At 58.6% G+C, this 20,695-nt stretch carries 20 protein-coding genes; 13 read left to right on the top strand and 7 right to left on the bottom strand.

Annotated features, from left to right (window positions below):
* Positions 1 to 26: 26 nt before the first annotated feature.
* Positions 27 to 1,193: an ABC transporter substrate-binding protein gene (locus tag EXZ61_RS07185; protein WP_237219117.1), complete on the top strand. Its 1,167-nt coding sequence runs from the start codon at positions 27 to 29 to the stop codon at positions 1,191 to 1,193.
* 210 nt (positions 1,194 to 1,403) lie between these two features.
* Complete coding sequence (locus EXZ61_RS07180) at positions 1,404 to 1,838, top strand: nucleotide triphosphate diphosphatase NUDT15 (RefSeq protein ID WP_142810429.1); 435 nt, start codon at positions 1,404 to 1,406, stop codon at positions 1,836 to 1,838.
* A gap of 21 nt (positions 1,839 to 1,859) precedes the next feature.
* On the opposite strand, the gene EXZ61_RS07175 is transcribed toward EXZ61_RS07180, so the two are convergent.
* Positions 1,860 to 2,927 carry an alginate lyase family protein gene (locus EXZ61_RS07175; RefSeq protein ID WP_142810427.1) on the bottom strand — a complete coding sequence of 356 codons (1,068 nt, stop codon included), beginning with the start codon at positions 2,925 to 2,927 and terminating at the stop codon, positions 1,860 to 1,862.
* 411 nt (positions 2,928 to 3,338) lie between these two features.
* On the opposite strand from EXZ61_RS07175, the gene EXZ61_RS07170 reads away from it, so the two are divergent.
* Positions 3,339 to 4,166: an AraC family transcriptional regulator gene (locus tag EXZ61_RS07170; RefSeq protein ID WP_142810426.1), complete on the top strand. Its 828-nt coding sequence runs from the start codon at positions 3,339 to 3,341 to the stop codon at positions 4,164 to 4,166.
* 54 nt (positions 4,167 to 4,220) lie between these two features.
* Entirely contained in the window at positions 4,221 to 4,646 is a 426-nt protein-coding gene (locus EXZ61_RS07165; protein WP_142810424.1) for a cupin domain-containing protein, read from the top strand.
* Between the two features lie 14 nt (positions 4,647 to 4,660).
* On the opposite strand, the gene EXZ61_RS07160 is transcribed toward EXZ61_RS07165, so the two are convergent.
* Entirely contained in the window at positions 4,661 to 5,413 is a 753-nt protein-coding gene (locus tag EXZ61_RS07160) for a substrate-binding periplasmic protein (protein WP_142810422.1), read from the bottom strand.
* Between the two features lie 220 nt (positions 5,414 to 5,633).
* On the opposite strand from EXZ61_RS07160, the gene EXZ61_RS07155 reads away from it, so the two are divergent.
* From EXZ61_RS07155 to EXZ61_RS07145, 3 genes are all read left to right on the top strand, one after another.
* On the top strand, positions 5,634 to 6,371 hold the full coding sequence (locus tag EXZ61_RS07155) for a substrate-binding periplasmic protein (RefSeq protein WP_201799117.1): 738 nt from the start codon (positions 5,634 to 5,636) through the stop codon (positions 6,369 to 6,371).
* Between the two features lie 242 nt (positions 6,372 to 6,613).
* Positions 6,614 to 9,463, top strand: coding sequence for a PAS domain S-box protein (locus EXZ61_RS07150; RefSeq protein ID WP_142810420.1), 2,850 nt, complete (start codon positions 6,614 to 6,616; stop codon positions 9,461 to 9,463).
* Between the two features lie 87 nt (positions 9,464 to 9,550).
* Positions 9,551 to 10,171: a LysE family translocator gene (locus EXZ61_RS07145; RefSeq protein ID WP_142810418.1), complete on the top strand. Its 621-nt coding sequence runs from the start codon at positions 9,551 to 9,553 to the stop codon at positions 10,169 to 10,171.
* A 67-nt stretch (positions 10,172 to 10,238) separates the two neighbouring features.
* Here the strand turns inward: EXZ61_RS07145 and EXZ61_RS07140 are convergent, their stop codons facing one another.
* Both EXZ61_RS07140 and EXZ61_RS07135 read right to left on the bottom strand, forming a co-directional pair.
* Complete coding sequence (locus EXZ61_RS07140) at positions 10,239 to 10,883, bottom strand: response regulator transcription factor (protein ID WP_142810416.1); 645 nt, start codon at positions 10,881 to 10,883, stop codon at positions 10,239 to 10,241.
* On the bottom strand, positions 10,880 to 12,517 hold the full coding sequence (locus EXZ61_RS07135) for a sensor histidine kinase (RefSeq protein ID WP_142810414.1): 1,638 nt from the start codon (positions 12,515 to 12,517) through the stop codon (positions 10,880 to 10,882). Before EXZ61_RS07135 ends, EXZ61_RS07140 begins: the two co-directional genes overlap by 4 nt.
* Positions 12,518 to 12,781: 264 nt before the next feature.
* On the opposite strand from EXZ61_RS07135, the gene EXZ61_RS07130 reads away from it, so the two are divergent.
* Positions 12,782 to 14,014 (top strand): hypothetical protein, encoded by a 1,233-nt coding sequence (locus tag EXZ61_RS07130; RefSeq protein ID WP_142810412.1) that lies wholly within the window; start codon positions 12,782 to 12,784, stop codon positions 14,012 to 14,014.
* A gap of 186 nt (positions 14,015 to 14,200) precedes the next feature.
* On the top strand, positions 14,201 to 15,154 hold the full coding sequence (locus tag EXZ61_RS07125; protein WP_142810410.1) for a glutaminase: 954 nt from the start codon (positions 14,201 to 14,203) through the stop codon (positions 15,152 to 15,154).
* On the opposite strand, the gene EXZ61_RS07120 is transcribed toward EXZ61_RS07125, so the two are convergent.
* Positions 15,151 to 15,435, bottom strand: a complete 285-nt coding sequence (locus EXZ61_RS07120) for a YciI family protein (RefSeq protein WP_142810408.1) — start codon at positions 15,433 to 15,435, stop codon at positions 15,151 to 15,153. The genes EXZ61_RS07125 and EXZ61_RS07120 overlap by 4 nt on opposite strands.
* 104 nt (positions 15,436 to 15,539) lie before the next feature.
* On the opposite strand from EXZ61_RS07120, the gene EXZ61_RS07115 reads away from it, so the two are divergent.
* Entirely contained in the window at positions 15,540 to 15,944 is a 405-nt protein-coding gene (locus EXZ61_RS07115) for an MAPEG family protein (protein ID WP_142810406.1), read from the top strand.
* Here the strand turns inward: EXZ61_RS07115 and EXZ61_RS07110 are convergent.
* Positions 15,928 to 16,944: an MBL fold metallo-hydrolase gene (locus tag EXZ61_RS07110; RefSeq protein ID WP_142810404.1), complete on the bottom strand. Its 1,017-nt coding sequence runs from the start codon at positions 16,942 to 16,944 to the stop codon at positions 15,928 to 15,930. The genes EXZ61_RS07115 and EXZ61_RS07110 overlap by 17 nt on opposite strands.
* 154 nt (positions 16,945 to 17,098) lie before the next feature.
* Here EXZ61_RS07110 and EXZ61_RS07105 point away from each other — a divergent pair, with 154 nt between their 5' ends.
* The 3 genes from EXZ61_RS07105 (at position 17,099) to EXZ61_RS07095 (ending at position 19,426) form a co-directional block, all read left to right on the top strand.
* Positions 17,099 to 17,428 carry a 4Fe-4S dicluster domain-containing protein gene (locus tag EXZ61_RS07105; RefSeq protein WP_142810402.1) on the top strand — a complete coding sequence of 110 codons (330 nt, stop codon included), beginning with the start codon at positions 17,099 to 17,101 and terminating at the stop codon, positions 17,426 to 17,428.
* A gap of 79 nt (positions 17,429 to 17,507) precedes the next feature.
* Complete coding sequence (locus tag EXZ61_RS07100; protein ID WP_142810400.1) at positions 17,508 to 18,599, top strand: threonine aldolase family protein; 1,092 nt, start codon at positions 17,508 to 17,510, stop codon at positions 18,597 to 18,599.
* An 89-nt stretch (positions 18,600 to 18,688) separates the two neighbouring features.
* Positions 18,689 to 19,426, top strand: coding sequence for a substrate-binding periplasmic protein (locus tag EXZ61_RS07095; RefSeq protein WP_142810399.1), 738 nt, complete (start codon positions 18,689 to 18,691; stop codon positions 19,424 to 19,426).
* Between the two features lie 11 nt (positions 19,427 to 19,437).
* Here the strand turns inward: EXZ61_RS07095 and EXZ61_RS07090 are convergent, their stop codons facing one another.
* Positions 19,438 to 20,637: an FAD-dependent monooxygenase gene (locus EXZ61_RS07090; protein WP_142810397.1), complete on the bottom strand. Its 1,200-nt coding sequence runs from the start codon at positions 20,635 to 20,637 to the stop codon at positions 19,438 to 19,440.
* Between the last annotated feature and the right edge of the window lie 58 nt (positions 20,638 to 20,695).

Raw genomic sequence — 20,695 nt, 5'->3', positions numbered from 1 at the left:
AAATAATAACGACGAACAACATCTCCATGACACAACCACTCCAGGGCGGGGCCGCTAGGTCTCGCCCTTTTTCTACGTCTGCCCGCTTGTGGGCCCACATGCTGACTTGCTTGGCCTTGGTTTCCCCCACCTTGGCACTGGCAGACAGCAAGCCCATTGTGCTGGGGCAAACCTATGTACAAAGTGGCCCGCTGGCCAGCCTGTCGACCGACCCGCTGCTGGGCATTCGTGCCATGCTGGAGTCCGTCAACCGCAGTGGCGGCATTGGCGGGCGCCCTATCGAGCTGCGCCAGCTAGACGACGCCTATGACACCGCGCGCGCCAGTGCCAACGTCAAGCAATTGGTGGGTGACGGCGCCGTCGCCATCCTCATGCCCATTGGCACCAGCTCCTCCGTGGGCGCCGTGAAAACCGCCAACGAACTCAAAGTGCCCATCGTGGGGCCCTACACCGGCGCGGCCCCCGTGATGAAGCACACGGACTATGGCTTTCCGGTGCGCATCAGCTTTGAAGAGGAGTGCGCCCGCATCGTGAACCACCTGTTCACCTTGGGCGTGACCCGCATTGCCTTTGCCCATAACGACAACCCCGGCGCGCGTGCCGCCATGGAAAGCGCCAAAAGCTTTATTGAGCAACGCGGCACCAAAATGATTGGCAGCGTGGCCATCAAAAACGACGCCTCCGATGCAGCCGCCCAAGCGCAAGAGCTAGCCAAGCTCAAGCCAGAGGTGGTGGTGTTCTCGGCCAGCAATGACGTTACCGCCAAGTTCATCCAAGCCTACCGTGCCACTGGGGCCGGGGCCACGTTCTACTCGCTGTCGTTCTTGAACGGTGCACAGCTCTTCAAAACCATCGACAAAGACGCCGTGGGCGTAGTCATCTCGCAAGTGGTGCCCTACCCTTGGAACGTGGCCATGCCAATCGTCATCGAGTACCAGGCCGCCATGAAAAAAATTGGCGTGAGCGACGTTAGCTACGCCAGTTTGGAGGGCTATGTCAGCGCCAAGGTGGTGGTGGAGGCGCTCAAACAAGCCGGCCCCAACCCCAGCGCTGAAAAAGTCAAGACGGCGCTAGAAACCTTCAAGGCCCTGAACCTGGGCGGCGTGACCCTGCGCTACACCCCGACCGAGCACTTGGGCATTAACTTTTCTGAGCTGTCCATGCTGCGGAAAGACGGAAGCTTCATACGATAAAACGGCTGCAGAGCTCATAGGTATTGCGTAAGCAGCTATCAAATTAAAAGCATGCTGCGCAGTGCCTATGGGGCAGCGGGCTAGTGCAATGGGGTGGAGGTTGGAAGCGATGGTCGCACTGGGGGCGAATCAACCAGTTGCGGCGATGGAGTGCATTTAGGCCAATAAAGCTACGCTAAGCTCGCCCCTTACCGCAACCTGCTCCAACACATGCAAGACAAAACACCCAGCGTCGGAGTCGGCGCCATCATTGTTCGCAACGGCCTCGTCCTCTTAGGCCAACGCATTGGCTCCCACGGCGCAGGCACCTGGGCTCTGCCTGGCGGCCACTTGGAATTTGGCGAAACGGTGGAACAGTGCGCCGCCCGTGAAGTCTTAGAAGAAACCGGACTCCAACTGCACAGCTTTCAGCCCGCGCCCTATACCAACGACTACTTTGAAGCAGAGGGCAAGCACTACGTCACGCTGTTTGTTTTGGCTCAACGCTTCGAGGGCGAGCCCCAAATCATGGAGCCCAACAAATGCTTAGGCTGGCAGTGGTTTGGCTGGTCCGCACTGCCCAGCCCTCTGTTCCAGCCGCTCAAAACTTTGGTGGACACGGGGTATGTTCCCGACGGGCTTTTGTTACCGCGACATAGTCCATGATCCCAATTTGTCATCGATGTTTTATTGGCTCGACAGTGGGGCGATCAGTGAAAGCCACGCATCCTGCCAAGGAGCGTCGCGCAAGCTAGTTGCAAGTTCTCCGTATTGCCTGTCAAAGCGGGCCGCCAAAACATAGACCAAGCGTGCTTTCTTTCGATCAAACATTCCGTCAAATCCTTTTAATCCGGCATCGCGACGCACATGATCCCATTTGACGGTGGTCTTAGCGAACTCGATGTGCGTTTTCTCGCCGCTGGCGTAGGGGCGCAGCCAATTCAATGCTAGTGAGAGCCGGCTGTCCTCGTCATTCCACCAATTCTGCCCGTGTTGTTGGGCTGCCAGAGCTGCCATGAGCAGAGGCTCGAGGCTGTACACCACGTAATGCAGCGCGTCTCGCTGCGTAAAGTCATAGGTTTTACCTCTACTGTCAATATTGTTGCGAAGCTGCTCTTTGAAACGCTCATGTGCCTGCGTTATCAGGTGCTCATCTCCGGTGGCAAAAGCCGCCAGTGTCGCAAGCTTCACCCGATGGCTGTTCCAGTTGTTAACGGCTGTCGTGCGTTGGGGAGGCGTTTGCAAATAGCCTATTGCGAAGGCTCGTATGAGCTTTTCCATTTTGGCCTTCGATGGCTGTCTAGCATTTTCGGGTAATAAATCCCAGGCGATAAAGAGCGAATCGAACTCTGTTTCATCGATTGGATTCAAGCTGGGCGAATACACAGCCGCCCACGACCCCAGCAGTTTTGCAGCGGCATCTGCAAATCGTGACTCCCCGCTTAAGCGTCCTGCGAGCGCCAGATCACGGGCAGCGGTGAAGTCTCGAAGGGCTTCCACACTTTCATCGCGGATACCTTGACCTGGCAGCGAGCCCTCAACGTGAATTTTTGCCATGGCATGGGGCGTGCGATCAAGCGCCTTCGCAGCTGCTCGCAGCACGACGCCGGCCTGCTCGTTGCGGCCTTGTTGTCCCAGTGCGTCAGCTTGGGTCGGCGTGACAAATGCATAGCTAGTCACCCCAGAGGCCCAGCTAATACCCACGACCGAAAGGAGCAGCAAGCAGCTAAGCAAATCTCTTCTGAAGATTTTCATGGGCACAAACGGGTAGTCGCGTTGAAATTGGGTTCACTGACGAGCTTATCTGCACATGATATTCCAGCGATCTTTGCGCAATTGCTCTCGGATCGAAACGGTCATCTAAATGGCTATCGGTCAAAAACGAGGGCAAGCGCGACATGCCCGATTTAGAGAAGGACCGCTTGAGAAACTGCCAAACAGGCCCCCATCGACCTGATTGCCACCATGCCCACCATGGACTACTCACAGTAATCCAGCGGGCAACATCCAAGAGGCGGCCACACCCTAGCCCTTATCCCCCTGCCTCTTCGCAACGCAGGCCTTGACGCTGTTTAGCCATGCCTAACCATCTTGGTTAGGAGGCGTGGTTCATCGGCCAGTCCACAACTTGACCCAGCTTCGCGACGCCAGAAGTACCATTGCGGCATGGCCTCCCTAAAGCCCCACACCGATTGGATTCACCGCAGCGCGTCTGACAACAAGTTTGAACGCATTGAGGCGTTCATTGCCAAGCATGGTTATGACATGCACCGGCATGACACCTACGCGATAGGCACTACTCTCTCAGGCGTGCAGAGTTTTCGCTACCGAGGCGAGGAGCGCCACAGCGTGCCAGGTGGCACGATGGTCCTACACCCCGACGAGGCCCATGATGGTCAGGCCGGGACTGGCGAGGGTTTTCAATACCGCATGCTCTACATCGAGCCCGCACTGATTCAGCAAATCTTGGGTGGCAAGCCCTTGCCGTTTGTCAAACACGGGATCAGCCACGATCCGCGCCTCTATGCTGCCACGCAGGCCTTGCTGCCGCGTATGGACCACCCGATGGAGCGCTTGGAAGAAGAAGACGCCTTGTTTGAGCTAGCGCATGCGCTGCATGCCGCTGCGGGTGCAAGCGTGCACTCTGGCCTTTTTGACTACCGGGCGGCAGAGCGGGCGCGCGAGTACATCCATAGCGCGATGGAACGCCCCCTTACTTTGGCAGAGCTGGCTGACCACAGTGGGCGAGATCGGTGGAGTTTGTCGCGCGATTTCCGGCTTTTGTTTGGGACGTCGCCCTACCGCTACCTGACGATGCGCCGCCTGGACCTAGTGCGCGCGCTCCTGGTGCAAGGGCAACCCTTGGTCAGTGCGGCACTGGCAGCCGGATTCACCGACCAAAGCCACATGACACGGCACTTCACCAAAACCTATGGCATGTCGCCCGCGCGTTGGCTTAGGCTTCAGACGCCGCGGGCACTTGGCGCGCGGTAGGCGCCGCACAAACGTACAAGATTTTCTGCGCCTGTCTAGCTAATCTGATGGCTTATGAACCAGCCACCGGAGCACCCTTTGTCGACCACCCCATCTCACGCAGCGCACAACGCAGCCCCTTACCGCAGCATCAACTTCGCAGAAAAGTTCGGCCTGTTCCAAGACCAATGGCGCCAAAAGGTGCTTGCGCAAATGAACGACTACCAGTTCAAGTTAGCAAGGCTGCAAGGCGACTTCATCTGGCATGAACACGCAGAGACGGATGAAACCTTTGTCGTGCTGGAGGGGCAACTGCGCATCGACTTTCAGGACGGCCACGTGCTGGTGTCTGCGGGCGAAATGTATGTCGTGCCCAAAGGGGTGATGCACAAGCCATTTGCAGAGCAAGAGGTCAAGCTACTGCTTATCGAACCCTGCGGAACCGTCAATACGGGCAATGCCGGGGGCTCGCGCACAGTGAGCAGCGATGAGTGGATTTAAGCAGCGCAGCAGCCCTACACGTACTTCTTGTAAATGATGCCCAGCGCGCCAGACTTGCGTGCCTGGCCAAGCGCCCCATCTACGCGCTCGACGATGTGCTGCGCCTTGTCAAAGGACTTACGCAGCCCAAAGTACGAACGCACTGGATCAAGAAATGGCAGCGGGGTGAACGCAAGTTTGCCTTGCAGCCCATGTTTCTCAATGGCAGCTTTGCCTATGAGCTCCCCCTCTACAAAGATGTCCAAGCTCTCCGCGGCCACCAGCCGTAGTACGGAGGTCATGTCGGCTTGCCACTTGATCAGATCGGGCTCTAGGTATTGCTTGGCGTAACCATTGCCCAGATAACTGCCCTGGGCCAAAGCGCGCATATCCTGCACAGATCTGATGGCCTGAACACGTGCATCCTTGGGCCGGTGGTAGATGCCCATGGTCTGCTCGATCACCGGGGTGGAGGCAAACCACAAGTACTCTTTGCGTTCCACTGAGTTCCATGCGCACAGAGCGTCCAGCTCACCGGCCTTGATGTAGTTTTGGGCACGCTGCCACGGAAACCCTGAATGCTGAAACGCCACGCCACTCGCCTTGGCAATGTGGTTGAGGGTTTCTATAAAGATGCCCGCCATATCGCCTTTGGGGGTTTTGAAGCTCATGGGCGCAAAGTCTTCAAAGTACGCCATGCGCACCTTCACCACGGTTTGTGCTTGCGTTGGTAGCAAGACCGCTGCGCCAAGCAAACTACCAGCTCCGATCAGAACGCGTCGCTTCATACCTGCTTCCTGAGTGCAAATAGTCGCCAAGCCAGAGGAATATCTGCGCGGCTTTTGCCAAGCCGCATGCTACTCGCCTGTGGGGTGGCAATGCAAGCTCGGTGCAGTTGCACGTATCGACGGATTTGCCAGAGCCACATCCACGCGATACAGTGTTGGAAAAAAACATGGCTAAGGCACCCTCGTGCCACCATTGGCTGAGCCTCATCGGGAGAGCGTTATGAAAGCAATCGCTGCGTTTGGTTTCGCTTTGTTGCTGGTGTTCCCGGCTTGGTCAGCCGAGGTCACTATGGCGTTTGGGGACCGGATTCCCCCATTTTGCTTTCCGGAAACCAACTCTGGCATTGAGCTTGAGGTCATTGGAGAGGCTTTGGCCTTGCGGGGCCATGTGCTCAAGCCCGCTTACTTCCCGTTTGCCAGGGTGCCGCTGTCTTTCAAAACCAAACGGGTGGACGCCGCCATGACCGATGGTGGCGAAGACCTCAGGCCGTATGGTGCGTTGTATGGCGACACTGCGGTGGTATACGACAACGTGCTCATTGCATTGGCAAGCCGCAAGTTGCACATCAAGACCCCAGCAGACCTACAAGGGCTCAGCGTCATTGCCTTTCAAGGTGCCGTGAAACGTTACCCAGAATGGCTAGGCCCGGTAGCCGCTGCTGGCAAATACTTTGAACAAAATGACCAAGCCATTCAGGTGCGCACCTTGGACTTGGGGCGCTATGACTTGGTCTTGAGTGACCGGACCATCTTCAAGTACTTCACACGCCAACACAAGCTTGAAACAGGCAAAGATCTGCAAGTAGTAGAAGAGCATACTTTCACCACGGTTGACCCTGCGGACTATCGGCCGGTGTTCCGAGACAGCAAAATCCGAGACGATTTCAATGCAGGGCTCAAACAGCTCAAAAGCTCAGGTCGCTACCAGCAGATCTATGACAAGTATTTACTAAAGTAGCTCTTAGCGCTTATTTGGATTGCATACTTAGCTATATTTTTTATAGTAACTTAAGAGACAGTGACAGGCAAGGCAAGCGTAGGCGGACAAGGGCTCAGCCGCACGCCCGCATGTATAGCCCCCAAAAACCCCGCTGTTCTAGCAAGCGCGGCGTAGAGCAAGACAAGCGCTGCATTCACTGCTAAAGTGCGGCAAATCCGGCTAACGTGCCGAAAGCGGCGCACTAAACCTAAGGGGTTTGCATGCAACAGAAGCATTCTGTGTGGGAGCGATTCACCCATGCTTGGCACGTACTGCTAGGCCACCCCAGTGACACCAGCGCCACGCAGGCCATTTTGGACCAATCGGTCGATGCGGTGGTCAGCATTGACCCTGCCAATTGCATCACCTACTACAACGCGGCCGCCCAGCGCCTGTGGGGCTACACCCGCGAAGAAGTGCTAGGCCAAAACGTGCGCATGCTGGTACCCAGCGAGCACCAAGCCCCCCACGATGGCTACGTCAACGCCAACCGCAGCACCGGTGTCGACAAAATTGTGGGCACGTTTCGCGAAGTGCATATGCAGCGCAAAGACGGCTCCCGGATATGGGCTTCGCTGTCATTGTCTAAGGTGAACACCCCCCAAGGGATTGGCTACACGGCCTTCGTGCGCGACATCACGGCCCAGCGTGAAAGCCAAGCCATCATCCAGCAAACGCTGGAGCAAGCGCTGGATGCTGTGGTCACCATTGACGAGAACAACTGCATTACGTTTTACAACCCTGCGGCCGAGCGTTTGTGGGGCTATGCGCGCAGTGCAGTGTTGGGACACAACGTGCGCATGCTCGTACCCCAAGCCATTCAGGCGCCACACGACAGCTTTGTCAATGCCAACCGCACCACAGGGGTCGACAAGATTGTGGGCACCAGCCGTGAGGTCGTCATTGAGCGTGCCGACGGCAGCAAGCGGCATGCCGCCTTATCCTTGTCTAAAGTGCAACTGGACGGTCGCACCTTGTACACCGCCTTTGTCAAAGACATTACCGCGCAGTTTGAGGCGCAGGCCATCATCCACCAAACCCTAGAGCAGGCGCTGGACGCCGTGGTGACGATTGACGAGGCCAACTGCATCACCTTCTACAACCCGGCAGCAGAGAAGCTGTGGGGCCATCCGCGCGACACCGTGCTGGGGAAAAACGTGCGGATGCTGGTGCCCCAAGCCATACAAGCGCCGCATGACAGCTTTGTCAATGCCAACCGCAACACGGGGGTCGACAAAATCGTGGGTACGAGCCGCGAGGTGGTGATTGAGCGCCTAGACGGTAGCAAGCGGCACGCGGCCTTGTCGCTCTCCAAGGTGAGATTGGAAGGTCGCACCCTGTACACCGCTTTTGTCAAAGACATCACGGCTGAGGTGCAGCAACGCGAAGAAATACGGCAACTCACTGCGCAGACCCAAGCCATCTTGGACCAGTCTGTCGACGGTGTGGTGAGCATCGACGCCAACAACTGCATCACCTATTACAACGATGCCGCCCAACGGCTGTGGGGCTTTAAGCGTGATGAAGTGATGGGGCATAACGTGCGCATGCTGGTGCCCTTGGAGCACCAAGCCCCGCATGACAGCTATGTCAACGCCAACCGCAGCACCGGTGTGGACAAAATTGTGGGGACGTTCCGTGAAGTCAATATGCAACGCAAAGACGGCAGCCGCATTTGGGCGTCGCTGTCGCTGTCTAGGGTCAAGCTGTCCAGTGGCGTCGGCTACACCGCATTTGTGCGTGACGTCACGGCCCAGCGCGAGTCACAGGCCATCATTGAGCAGACGCTAGAGCAAGCCCTAGACGCCGTGGTCACCATTGACGAGGACAACTGCGTGACCTTTTACAACCCCGCTGCTGAGCGCCTGTGGGGCTATAGGCGCGAAGAGGTGCTGGGCAACAACGTCAAGATGCTGGTGCCGTACAACATTCAAGGTAACCACGACCGGCTCGTCAATGCCAACCGCGACACAGGCCAAGACAAAATTGTGGGCACCAGCCGCGAAGTACCCATTGAACGCAAAGATGGCCGGGCTTGCTTTGCGGCCCTTTCACTTTCGAAAATTCAGCTCGAAGGCCGCATTTTGTACACGGCGTTCCTTAAAGACATTACCGAAGAGGTGTCTCGCCGGGAGCAAATTCGCATTCTCTCGCTGGTGGCCAACGAAACCGACAACTCGGTGGTGATTTGCGACCCCAAGGGACGCATCGAGTATGTGAACAATGGCTTTGAACGCCTGACCGGCTATACCCTGGCCGAGGCGCGGGGCAAAAAGCCTGGCGCGCTATTGCAAGGCAAACACACCGACCAAGCCACCGTCAAGCGCATACGCCACAAGATCGATGCCCACGAGCCCTTCTACGAAGAAATTCTCAACTACAACAAAGAGGGGCACCCCTATTGGATCTCTTTGGCCATTAACCCGGTGTTCAACGAAAGCGGCAAGCTGGACAAGTTCATCTCTATCCAAGCAAACGTCACCTCCACCAAGATGGGCGCACTTGAGAACAATGTGCGGCTCCAAGCCATCCGCCAGTCCACGGTGGTGGCGGACTGGAACATGACGGGGCAATTGCAAGATGCAAGCCCCATGCTTTTGCAATTATTGGGCGCTGACACAGTGGCCCAGGCAGACGACTTGGTCATAGCGGCTTTTCGCACAGCCACATCCAACCAAGGCATGGACACCTTGGCACAAGGCAAATCCATCAGCACCGATGTGGAAGTGCGGCGCAAAGACGGCAGTCCGCTGCACTTGGCGGCCACGTTCAACCCCATCGTGTCGGTAGAAAAAACGCTGGCCAAGGTGGTGATGTATGCCACCGATGTGTCGCAGCAGCGGGCTACCATCGCCCGTATACGCACGGTGGTTGCAACCATCAACAACTTGGCGGACCAAACCAATATGCTGTCGCTCAATGCCGCCATTGAGGCGGCGCGCGCAGGTGACATGGGCAGAGGGTTTGCTGTGGTGGCCACGGAGGTTCGCAAGTTGGCCGAGCGCTCGTCTGCCTCAGCCAGTGAGATTGCGTCTATGCTGTCCACAGAATCAGACTCACGCGACGCCTAGACAAAACAGCTGGCAGCACCAAGGCGCACCGCCAAGGGCTTGTAAACTGGTTAGACGTCACCATCACTGTTTTTTGCGCACGTACCCATGAACTCCGCCACCTTGCTTTTGTTTGTTCCAGCTTGCTTCGCGCTCAATATGGCGCCGGGGCCCAATAACTTGCTGTCCATCAGCAATGCCACACGCTATGGCTTTCGCACGGCCTGCCTAGCTGGTGCAGGGCGTTTGTTGGCGTTTATGGGCATGCTGTTTCTGGCGTCCACAGGCTTGGCGGTGGTGCTGCACACATCGGAATTTTTGTTTTATGGCATCAAGCTAGCTGGCGCTGCCTATTTGCTCTACTTGGCGGTACAACTCTGGCGCGCTGACCCCAGCCCCAGCCAAGAGGCGACATCCCCACATGCCAGCTTGGGCAAGCTGGCGCGCCAGGAATTTTTTGTAGCTGCTGGCAACCCCAAAGCCATTTTGATATTCACCGCCTTCTTGCCCCAGTTTGTAGACCCTAGCCAAGCAGTGACGGCGCAGTTTGCCACGCTAGGTGGGATTTTCTTGGTGCTGGAGTGGATAGCCATTGCCGCCTACGCCTACATGGGCTTGCACATGCGTCACTGGTTTGCTACCGCCCGTGGCAAGCGCATCTTTAACCGCAGCTGCTCCGCTCTGCTAGCCAGTGCCAGCGTGGGCCTATTGACCATGCGCAGGGCGTAAACCTGGCGAAAAGTGCCGCTAGCGCTCATACCAATTGCGCAAGCAGCTACTATTTCAATAGCAATAATTAGCCTACTGATTGCAGACCACAGTGCGCCAAAGCGAACTTCAACAATTCGTGCTGGTTATCCAGCCCGAGCTTGACGCGCAGTTTTTGGCGGTGGGTCTCCACCGTGTTGGGGCTAATGCCTAGCCGCTGAGACATTTCCGATTTACCAAGGCCTTGGGCCACCAGCAGCAAGACTTCAAGCTCACGCGGGCTCAAGCTATCCACCCCCTGCACACCCATGGGGCCTTTGCGCCATGCCAGTTTTTGAGCCAAGCTTGCAGGTACGTAATGGCGGCCTTCGGCGATTTCAGTGAGCGCGCTAGCCAGCTCCGCGCCGGCAGCGTCTTTGACCAAGTAGCCATGGGCACCAGCAGCCAAGGCCGCTTCTACGGTGCTGAGCTCGTCGCGAATCGACAGCACCAACACCTTGCTCCCCACTTGTCGTAAGAGCGGCAGCAGCGTCAAGCCATTGCCTTGCCCTAGGTTGATGTCTAAGAGGGTGAGCTGCGGTGCACCCGCGGCGACGGCTTGGCGCGCCTCGTCCAGCGTGCCGGCCTCGCGCACTGGGGCCTGTGGGCAGTGTGCTGCCAATAAGGCCACCAAGCCCATACGCACGATGGGGTGGTCGTCGACCAGCAAGATGGAGTGAAAAGCTGCGTTCATTGCAAGCACACCACACTGCCGGCACCGGGCTGCGACCGCAAGACCAGCTTGCGCCCCATCAGGCCCGCACGCATTTGCTGCGAGCGCAAACCCACGCCGGTCTTCACGCCCTCGGGCTCAAAACCTTGGCCATCGTCTTCCACTTGGAGCAACTGGGCTCCCCCCAGCGTGAGCGTGACCTTGCGCGCTCCGCCGTGGCGTACGGCGTTGTTGATCGCTTCTTGCGCGATGCGGTAGATGTGCAACTTGGATTCAGGGTCCAAGGCAGTCAAGGGGGCGTGCGACTGCAACTCCACGCGCACCGAACTGTTGTCGTACTGTCGGGCCAGCGCCGCCAAGGCGGGCTCTAAGCCGTCTTCCAGCAAGGGGGCGGGTGTGAGGCCACGCGCACCTTCACGCACTGCGTTGATGGCGGTTTGCAAGCTCTTTTGCAGCGCCGTGAGCAGTGGTGGCACGGGATGCAGCGTGAGCGCCAAGCTGTCGGCCAAGAGCCGCGCCCCGGTTAAGGACTGGCCTGCCCCGTCGTGCAACTCCGCCCCGAGGCGCAGTTTTTCGCGCTCAGTGGTGTCTAAGAGCGCAGCCTCCAACAAGCCCTGCTCGTGGCGCGCGTGCTGCAGTGCTTGGCTGCGGCGCTTGAGACGCAAGGTGCGCAGTTCCACCGTTCGGCGCATGCGCATGCGGGCAAACAGCAGCGCGTAGCTCATCCCAGTGATCAGCAACACCAGCACGCAGCCCAGCACAATGGACAAGGTGCCCGCCGCAGGCCACTCCAGCCAAGTGAGCACGGGACTGCGTTGAAACAGGGTGAGACGGTACACCTTGCCGTCCCCCATGGGGTAGTCCACGTTGTCATAGAAAGTAAACCATTGCGGCACCAACTGCCCCGCACCTAGGGTGCGCGCGGAAAACTGCCCCGGTGGCCATTGGGCGGACTGCAGCATGGGCTTGGGCGGGTAGGCGTCCCGGCGCTCATCGCCCTCGTTGAGTGCATTGCCCACGTCCAGCGCATATTCCGCATGCGTAGGTTGGTCTTGCATGGCGCGGTCTAGCGCCTGCTGCAAGCGGTAGCGCAGGCGAATGTAGCCCGTCAATTGGACCTTGCCTGCCGCATCTGCCATACCGATGGGCGACACCCACTCCAAGTGCGGAGCCTCCCCTGCCACCGCGGCGGTGCTGCTCGCTGGGTCAATCAGCGAGCCCTTGGCGAAGTTGCGCAAAAGCAGCGCACGGGTCTGACTGTCTTGGGGCAACAGCGGGCTATGCCCTTGAACGCCGCAGCGGTAGCGCCCTGCGCTGGCCCCTTCTAGCACCACCAGTTCTACGCCTGCGGCAAAGCCGTCGTAGCCAAGCTGCGCACAAAAGTTGGCAAAGCTGCTGCGGTTGACGCTTTGCCCATCGTCGTTGAGCGCCAGCCACAGCATCTGCCCACGCGACAAGGAGCGGTGAATCTCGGCGTAGTAGTTGGTGAAGAAACCAATGGTTTGCCCGCGAAAGCGGTTCTTGCCATCTTCAATAGCCGCCGTCCATTGGGAAAACGCCCACGCCACCACAAACACACTGGAGACCAAGAAAACAGTAGCAAGGGTGAGCACGTCGCGCAGAGGCAGCCGACGCACATTGCGAATCAAGCGCATGAAGTTTTTTTCAAATGTAGGTAGGGGTCAACCGGTGAGTGATTCTCACATAGCGCATACGTCCCTAAGCTGTGCATGGTGCGCGGTTTGGCGAGTCCGCTGGGCCGCACATGGCAATTTCAACACAACAGAAAACACATGTTTTGGTCCCCGCAATGCACGTCGGCATCGCCCGTGGCTTTGCGGCATGTGTTCACCAGTCAATCACTAGGGAATGAAATGAAACCAAACCATCACACACCTCGCTTAGCTTTGAGCGCCTCTATGCTGGGGCTCGCCCTCGGCTTGTCCGCCTGTGGTGGCGGTGGAGGCGGCGGCAGTGCCACCGCAACCCCCTCGCCCGCCAGCTATGACGTGGCCAGTAGCTCAGCGAGCATGGCTAGCGCGCTGGGGGCCACGGATATTGCGGTGTCTGCTGGCGACACTGCGGCGGTTGCCGGTGCCACCTCAGCGATGGACATGACTGCCGACGTGGGCGACACATGGCGCTTTGTTTTCAATGCTTTCACGTCTAAGTTCAAACTGCTCCCCCTACAAACTGCGTATGGCCTGACCCAAACCTCAGACGAAGGCACGTTTACCAAGACCACCAGCGGAACGATTGATACCTACAGCGGCAACTTTGGCACTCCCGGTCAAGCCAACGGTGGCAGCATCACCATCAAGTACGACACCCGCACCAAGAGCTTGATTGGCTCTGTCTCCTGGCACAACGGTACCACCACCCTTAGCTCCGCGGTCACGGGCAGCAAGCTGGCCATGGGCGCTTCCATCACCAGCTTGGCAGGCGACTATGTGTTTGCCAATCAAGCGCGCAACCAATCCAATGGGCAAAGTCCCTCGTCGACGCCGGGCACCTTGAACATTGCAAGCAATGGTTTGGTCAAGCTGTGTCCTGGCGCCAAGTACAACGCAGCCAGTGGCAATTGCCTACGCTTGGATGGCACCACTCCCAACGACGGCTCCCAAATCCCGGTCACCTTGCAACTGGCTGCAAACGCAGGGGGCAATCTCACACTCACACCCACCGGCAGCAACACCTTAACCCTGCCCAACGGCGTCACCCATATCAAGGCCCACATACAGGCAGGAGACCTGGGCCCGGTGTTAGTCATTGACCAAGACTGGCTAAACGCATCCAACGTGCGACGCACCGGCGTTTTTGTCGCCGCACGCATACAGGCCATCGACAGCGCCAAGTTCTCCGGTAACTTCTACTGCCCCACGATCCAAGTCAATGGCAACACAGGCGGCACCATCCGTGTCACGCCCACGTCATTCAACTTGGTAGGCGGCTCCCAGGCTGCCGTGATTGCGATCAACAAGGTCTATGACACGGGCACCAGCGTGGAGCGCGACTTGGCAGGTGCCTTTCATATGACAGGTACCGACAGCAACAACCAGCCCCTACATCAGTTTGGCTTTCAGCTGTCATCGTCCTTGTTTGTGTTTCAAAACGGAGGCTTGGACCGTCTGAACTTCTGCCAGCGCACTTAGTTCAAACAGGGGCGTGTTGCACGCCCCTGTTTGAACTCCGAAAACAAGCCGCTATCGCTTGTAAATACTGCCCAAGTAGCTACCAATTGAATAGCATTTATCGCGCGCACGGCCATACCGCAAACCGCTGCACCCGATACCAAGTTTGCATAGTGCCTAGGGGGTAGCGCCCCTAGAATTTGCGCCATGACTGAGACGCCCCGCCCCACAGATAGCCATCTGCACGATGTGCTCCAGCAAATTGCCAACGAGGCTCAAGACCTGTTTGGGCGCGGTGAGGTAGCCAACTACATCCCCGCCTTGGCTGAGGTGCCTGCACGGCGCTTTGGCATGGCTTTGGCGATGGTGGATGGCAGCAGCTACACAGTGGGCGATGCGCACACCCCGTTTTCTCTACAAAGCATTACCAAGCTCTTCACCTTTGTGTTGGCGCTCAAGGCGGTGGGTGAAGACTTGTGGACGCGTGTGGGGCGCGAACCTTCAGGGGCGGCGTTCAACTCCATGGTGCAGCTCGAATCGGAGCGGGGCATTCCACGCAACCCGTTTATCAATGCGGGAGCGCTGGTGGTGACCGATATTTTGACCAGCCGCTACGCCCATATGGACTTGGCCATGCTGGGTGCGTTGCGCAGGCTCACTGATGACCCCGCGCTGACTTGGAATGTGCGTATTGCAAAATCAGAGCGCGACACAGCCCACCGCAACATGGCGCTAGCGTACTTCATGAAGAGCTACGGCAATTTTCATAACCCGCCGGAGCTGGTGCTGGACAACTACTGCCGCCAGTGCGCCACCGAAATGACCTGCACCCAGCTGGCACAAGCCACCATGTTCTTGGCCAATGGGGGTGTGGACTTGGCCAAAGGCAGCCAGCCGGGCGAACACGTGTTGAGTGCCGACGCCGCGCGCCGTGTGAACGCGCTCATGCTGACCTGCGGTGCCTACGATGCGTCTGGCGACTTTGCCTACCGCATTGGCCTGCCCATCAAAACCGGGGTGGGTGGTGGCATTGTGGCCATTGCACCGGGGCGCGGCACCATCAGCGTGTGGTCCCCCGAGCTAGACGCCAAGGGCAACTCGGTGCTGGGAGCCTTTGCACTAGAACGCTTGGTGCAACTCACCGGTTGGAACCACGACTAAAGCAGGGACTGCAAACTGGGCGCGGCTTTCGAGGGCAAAAACTCCGTAACGCTGTATTGAGCAAGCTTCTCGCGGGCAAAAGGGTCTTGGGCAAGGATGGCGTTGACCTCTGCGAGTGAGTCAGCTTTGCAAAGAATGAGGCCTCCCGTGCGGGGCTCCTTGCGGCCTGACAGCAAAAAGTGCCCTGAGGCATAAAAGCGGTTCAAAAAGTCGATGTGCTCAGGCACCAAAGCGTCCACCATCGACAAGGGCTGGATATAGGTGAGTTCAACTAGAAACATAGTTTGCAAATTTTAGTTGGCGCAAGCCAAGCCCCTCGCATAAACACGCTGGCGCAAAACGGGCGGCCCCTGTATGGTGGCCTTTTAACTTGGGTGTGCGCACTATGACTGCTTTACAAGCCTTGCTGGGATTCACCGCGTGGACGGTGCTGCTGATCACCATTGTGTTTCTCTACCGTGGCGTGCGATTTTTGGGTGGTACCGCCATTAACCACTGGCCACGCCGTAACAAGCCTAGTGACGATGCAGGCTTGGTCACCCGCATGGAAGACGCGCACGCCAACTGCCTAGAAAACCTGCCGGTGTTTGCCGCCATCGTGCTGGGCGCAGCGGCTATGAACAAGCTGGACGTGATTGCACCGGTAGCCGCATGGGTACTGTATGCACGGGTGGGCCAAAGCTTGGTGCACCTCGTAGGCGTAGGCCCACTGCATGTGCTGGTGCGCGCCACGCTGTGGAGTGTTCAGCTGGGGCTGTTTATCTGGATGCTGGTCAAGCTGCTAGGCTAATTGCTCGGGTTTCGCCGTGGCGCAGCAGCCACACCCGCTCCAGCGGCAGGCCGTGCGCCTTCAAAGCGGCAGCCAAGTCGCGCGGCGGGTGGTCAAACGCTTCTTGCGTCAGCATAAAAGTGCCCCAGTGCACGCCCATGCATTGCTTGGCCTCTAGGTCCAACATCATCTGCACCGCGTCCTCGGGGTTCACGTGCATGGACTTCATGAAGTCGCGCGGCAAATAGGCACCAATGGGCAGCGCCAAAAAGTCCACGGCACCTAGGCGCTGGCGAATGGTCTTGAAGTCTTGGCTATAACCCGTGTCACCGGGAAACAAAAACCGCCATGCGGCCTGCGAGGGCTGCGTCCACTCCAGCATATAGCCGCCCCACAGCGAGGCATTGGTGTCCCATGGCGTGCGGCGGCTCCAGTGCTGCGCCGGCGTAAAGTGCACACGCACAGTGTCCGACAGCGGCACGCTGCCCCACCAGTCCAGCTCGGTCACGTTCTCGATGTTGCGGCGGTCAAACCAGGCCTTCAAACCCAGAGGCACCACAAAGCGCGGACGTTGGCCGGATGCCATCAAGCGGCCTATGCTGGCATCGCACAGGTGGTCGTAGTGGTTGTGCGAGATGAGCACTACGTCAATGAGTGGCAGTTGCTCAGGGCTCAGCGGTGCCGGTACACGGCGCGGAGCGCCCACCCGGCCCATGGGGCCTGCGTAGTCGGCCAAGGTGGGGTCCATCAACACATTGAGCCCGGCCACTTGCAGCAAGATACTCACATGGCCCAGCCACGTGACCACGGGGGCTTCTTGCCGCTGGGCCAAACGTGCATGGTCTACCGGCACGCTCCACGCGCGGGCAAATGCCGCGTAGCCACCCGCAGGCTCCGACTGGGGCTTGAAGTCGCCGCGCAGTGAGCGCCACACCATTTCATACCAAGGGAAGTTGCCAATGACCACACGGGGGTCGGTGTTGCCAAAGCGCTGGTTGCCAAGGTGGTGAGAAGGTTTCATAGCTAAAGGGCCAAGCGTGAAGTCGTTGTAGGCGCCGAGTGTCGCCCATCTCAACACGCAGCGAAAGCCCCGCCATGGGCATTGAAACAAACTGCAACAAACCGGAACTCTGGCGCAACATAGCCAAGCACGTGCGCACGCACCATAGCGGCCTATGACAAACCCAAACAACAACCACACTCTCAGCGCACGCGGCAACGCCAGCCATTTCAAGCACCCGCCCGGCTTTTTGGTTCCTCACGTCAACCCCAACCGCTGTGAGGGCAAGGGCCCGTGTGTGGACGTGTGCCCGGTCGATGTGTTTGCCATGGGCACACTGCCCAAAGACCAGCGCTCCACCCTCACACTGAAAGGCAAAGTCAAAGGCTTTGTGCACGGTTGGAAGCAAGTCCACGTGGTTCACCCCGAGGCTTGCCGGGCCTGCGGACTGTGCGTCACCGCGTGCCCCGAGAAGGCCATCACCCTGCAGCGCGGCGCGCCCTAACAGGCAACTCTAAAATGGGGGCACCCTGAGCATTCGCACGCAAGCGGGATGCCAGCGCCCCTTTTTAGCCAAGCCCACCATGTCCCAAACCCCTGCCCCAGAATTTCACACTGCCCTCTCCTCCCTGGCACGCCCTGAGCGCACACTTGCCAGCGACAACTCAGCGGGCGCACACCCCGCAGTGGTGCAAGCCTTTGTGGACTGCAACACCGGCCATGCGCTAGCCTATGGCGCTGACCCATGGACCCAAGAGGCATTGGGCCGTTTCAAAACCATTTTTGGCGATCAAACCGAGAGCTTGCTAGTGTGGGGGGGAACCGGTGCCAATGTGATGGCGCTGACCTCTTTGCTGCAAGCGGGTGAGTGCGTGGTGTGCAGCGACCAAGCCCACATTGCGGTGTCAGAGACGGGTGCGCCCGAGCGCGCCATGGGTGCCAAGCTGCTGCTGCTGCCCTCGCCCGACGGCAAAATTCGCCCCGAGCAAGTCACCGCTTTGCGCAGCATGGTGGGTAACCAGCACTCGGCGCAACCCGGCGTGCTGTCCATCACCCAGTGCACTGAGATGGGCGCGGTCTACAGTGCGCAAGAAGTCAAGGCCTTGTGCATCGAGGCCAAGAAGCTGGGCATGCGCGTACATATGGACGGTGCCCGCTTTGCCAATGCCGTGGCTGCTGCGGGTGGCACCTTGGCCGACGCCCGCGCCATGACGGTGGATGCGGGCGTGGACGTGCTGAGCTTTGGCGGCACCAAGGCGGGCCTGGCCTTTGGTGAAGCTGTGGTGTACTTCAACCCCGTGTATGCCAAGCGCGCCATCTATGTGCGCAAACAGGTGAACCAGCTGCCCTCCAAAATGCGCTTTGTGGCGGCCCAGTTCAATGCCTTGCTGCAAGACGACCTATGGATTGGGCTCGGCCTGCACAGCAACGCCATGGCGCAGCGCCTGTATGAGGCCACACGCCATTTGCCCGGCGTGAGCTACCCCTTGGCGCCTACGTCCAATGGGCTCTTTCCCATCTTGCCGCAGGCTGCTATTGCGCCGCTGGCCCAGTGGTGCATGTTTTGGAATTGGGAGCCTGCCATTCACCAAGTGCGCTGGCTCACTGGGTGGGACACCACAGCGCAAGATGTAGACCGTTTCGCCGCTGGTGTAGCCGCGCTTTTGCAGGAATAGGCTGCTTTAAAGCCGGGCTAATGCGATACTGGCACCCAAATTCGTTGGATACCTAAACACTGGGGTTGTTACATCACCCGGAGAGCTTTATGCGCAAACTACTGCTACTTGCGGCGCTGTGCCTACCCCTGCTGGCGGGGGCTCAAGAGAAAACACTGGTCGCCGCGGCGGACCCATACCCCCCTTACGTGGACCCGCAAATGCCCGGCGATGGCTTGGCCATGGAAATTGCCCGCGCCGCGTTTAAAACCCAGGGCTACCGCGTCAAGCTGGAGATGATGCCTTGGGCCCGTGCCGAAAAAGGTGTGATGGATGGCCGTTTCGACATTTTGGTAGATGTGTGGCGCACGGAAGCCCGGGTCAAAGAGATGCTGTTTAGCGTGCCCTATGCGGTGAGCAAAATAAAATTTTTAAAGCGCAAAGACGATCCGTTTGAGTTCAATGGTTTGGACAGCCTGAGTGGCAAACGCATAGGGGTCATTCGGGGCTACGGTTACAACGATGCGTTCAATGCAGCCACCCACTTCACCCGTGAAGAAGTCACCGGGCTTGATCTCAATATCAAAAAACTGTTGCTCAAACGCATTGACCTCACACCCGAGGACGAAATTGCCGCCAAAGTGTTTATGCGCCGTTTGGAGCCCAATATCGCCGAGCAACTGGACTTCACCAGCAATGCCTTGGCGACCAACCCGTTGTACGTATCCGCAGGGCTCAAGAACCCTAGGCACAAAGAAATCATCGAAGCCTTTAACAAAGGCATGCAGACCATCAAGGCGGATGGCACGCTCATAGCGATTGAAAAGCGATACGGCTTAGTCAAGTAGGCTTGCGCCCATCACACCTGGTCAGGTCCTTGGTAGAGCCAAGGCACATCCAACACGCGCTTACCCAAGAGTCTGAGCGTGGCATCACGCCCAAACGCAAAAGGCCCGCGCAGGTGAAAAATATGCCCATTGCGAATCGACCGCGCCTGCACCTTGGCATTGCGGCGCCAACGCCGGGCGGCATAGGCTCTAAGCGCCTTATCCACAGGCACACCAGACTTCACCAACACCCGGGCTAGCTCTGCGGCGTCTTCCAGGGCCATGCCTGCGCCTTGTGCTAGGTAAGGTCGCATGGGGTGCGCCGCGTCACCCAACAAAGCCACACGCCCCACTGCATGCTCTGCGGCGCTGCGCATGGGTGGACGGTCGCACAAGGCCCACAACCGCCAGTCGGGAATGGCATGCAAAAGGTCCCACAAGGGCGATGCGGCGCCCGCTAAGGCAATGCGCAACTCTTTGGCATTGCCACTGTGGTCCCAACTGGCTAAGTCGCCCTGCAGTTCGCCATGTACGATGGCCACCACATTGAGCCACTCCCCAGCCCCCACCGGGTACTGAACCACATGGTAGCCAGGTCCCATCCAAGCGGTAACCACTTGGCTACGCAAAGTGACAGGCAAGTCAGACTGCTTCAGCATGGCACGGTAAGCCAAATGCCCGGTCACCCTGGGTCCCCCGGTGTGCAAGATTTGGGAGCGCACGCGGCTCCACAGCCCATCGGCCCCCACCAGCACATCGGCTTTAAGAATTTGGGGGCTGTGTCCCTCGGGCGCGGCCAGTTGCACACTCACGCTGTCTTTGTCTTGCGTAACGGATGTCACTTCGCTGTCCAGCATGAGTCGGGCGGAGCCGCTGCGGCACAAGGCCGTGAGCAACAGGGAGTGCAGGTCAGCCCGCGCAATGGTGGCGTAGGGCGAGCCGTACTGCTCCACCATGCTCTTGCCCAATGGCATGCGCGCCAGCACCGCACCGCTTTTGGCATTGCGTACGCAAAGCTCTTGGGGAAAGGCGGCCACCGCCTTCAGCTGCTTGCCCAGGCCCCAGCCTTCCAACACTTGAACGCTGTTGGGGCCCAGTTGTACGCCCGCCCCCACTTCACCAAATGCGGCGGCGCGCTCGGTGAGGCGGACTGTCAATCCACTACGCGTGCAGGCAAGTGCAGCGGCCATGCCGCCTATGCCACCGCCCACAATGAGTATTTTTTTATCCATAGCCCGCTATTGTCGCTGGGTCCAAAGGCGCATTAAGTCGCAGTTTGGTTACGGTAGG

The sequence above is a fragment of the Rhodoferax aquaticus genome, from assembly GCF_006974105.1.
Lineage (GTDB): Bacteria > Pseudomonadota > Gammaproteobacteria > Burkholderiales > Burkholderiaceae_C > Allorhodoferax > Allorhodoferax aquaticus_A.
This window is presented reverse-complemented; position numbering and strand designations above follow the sequence as displayed.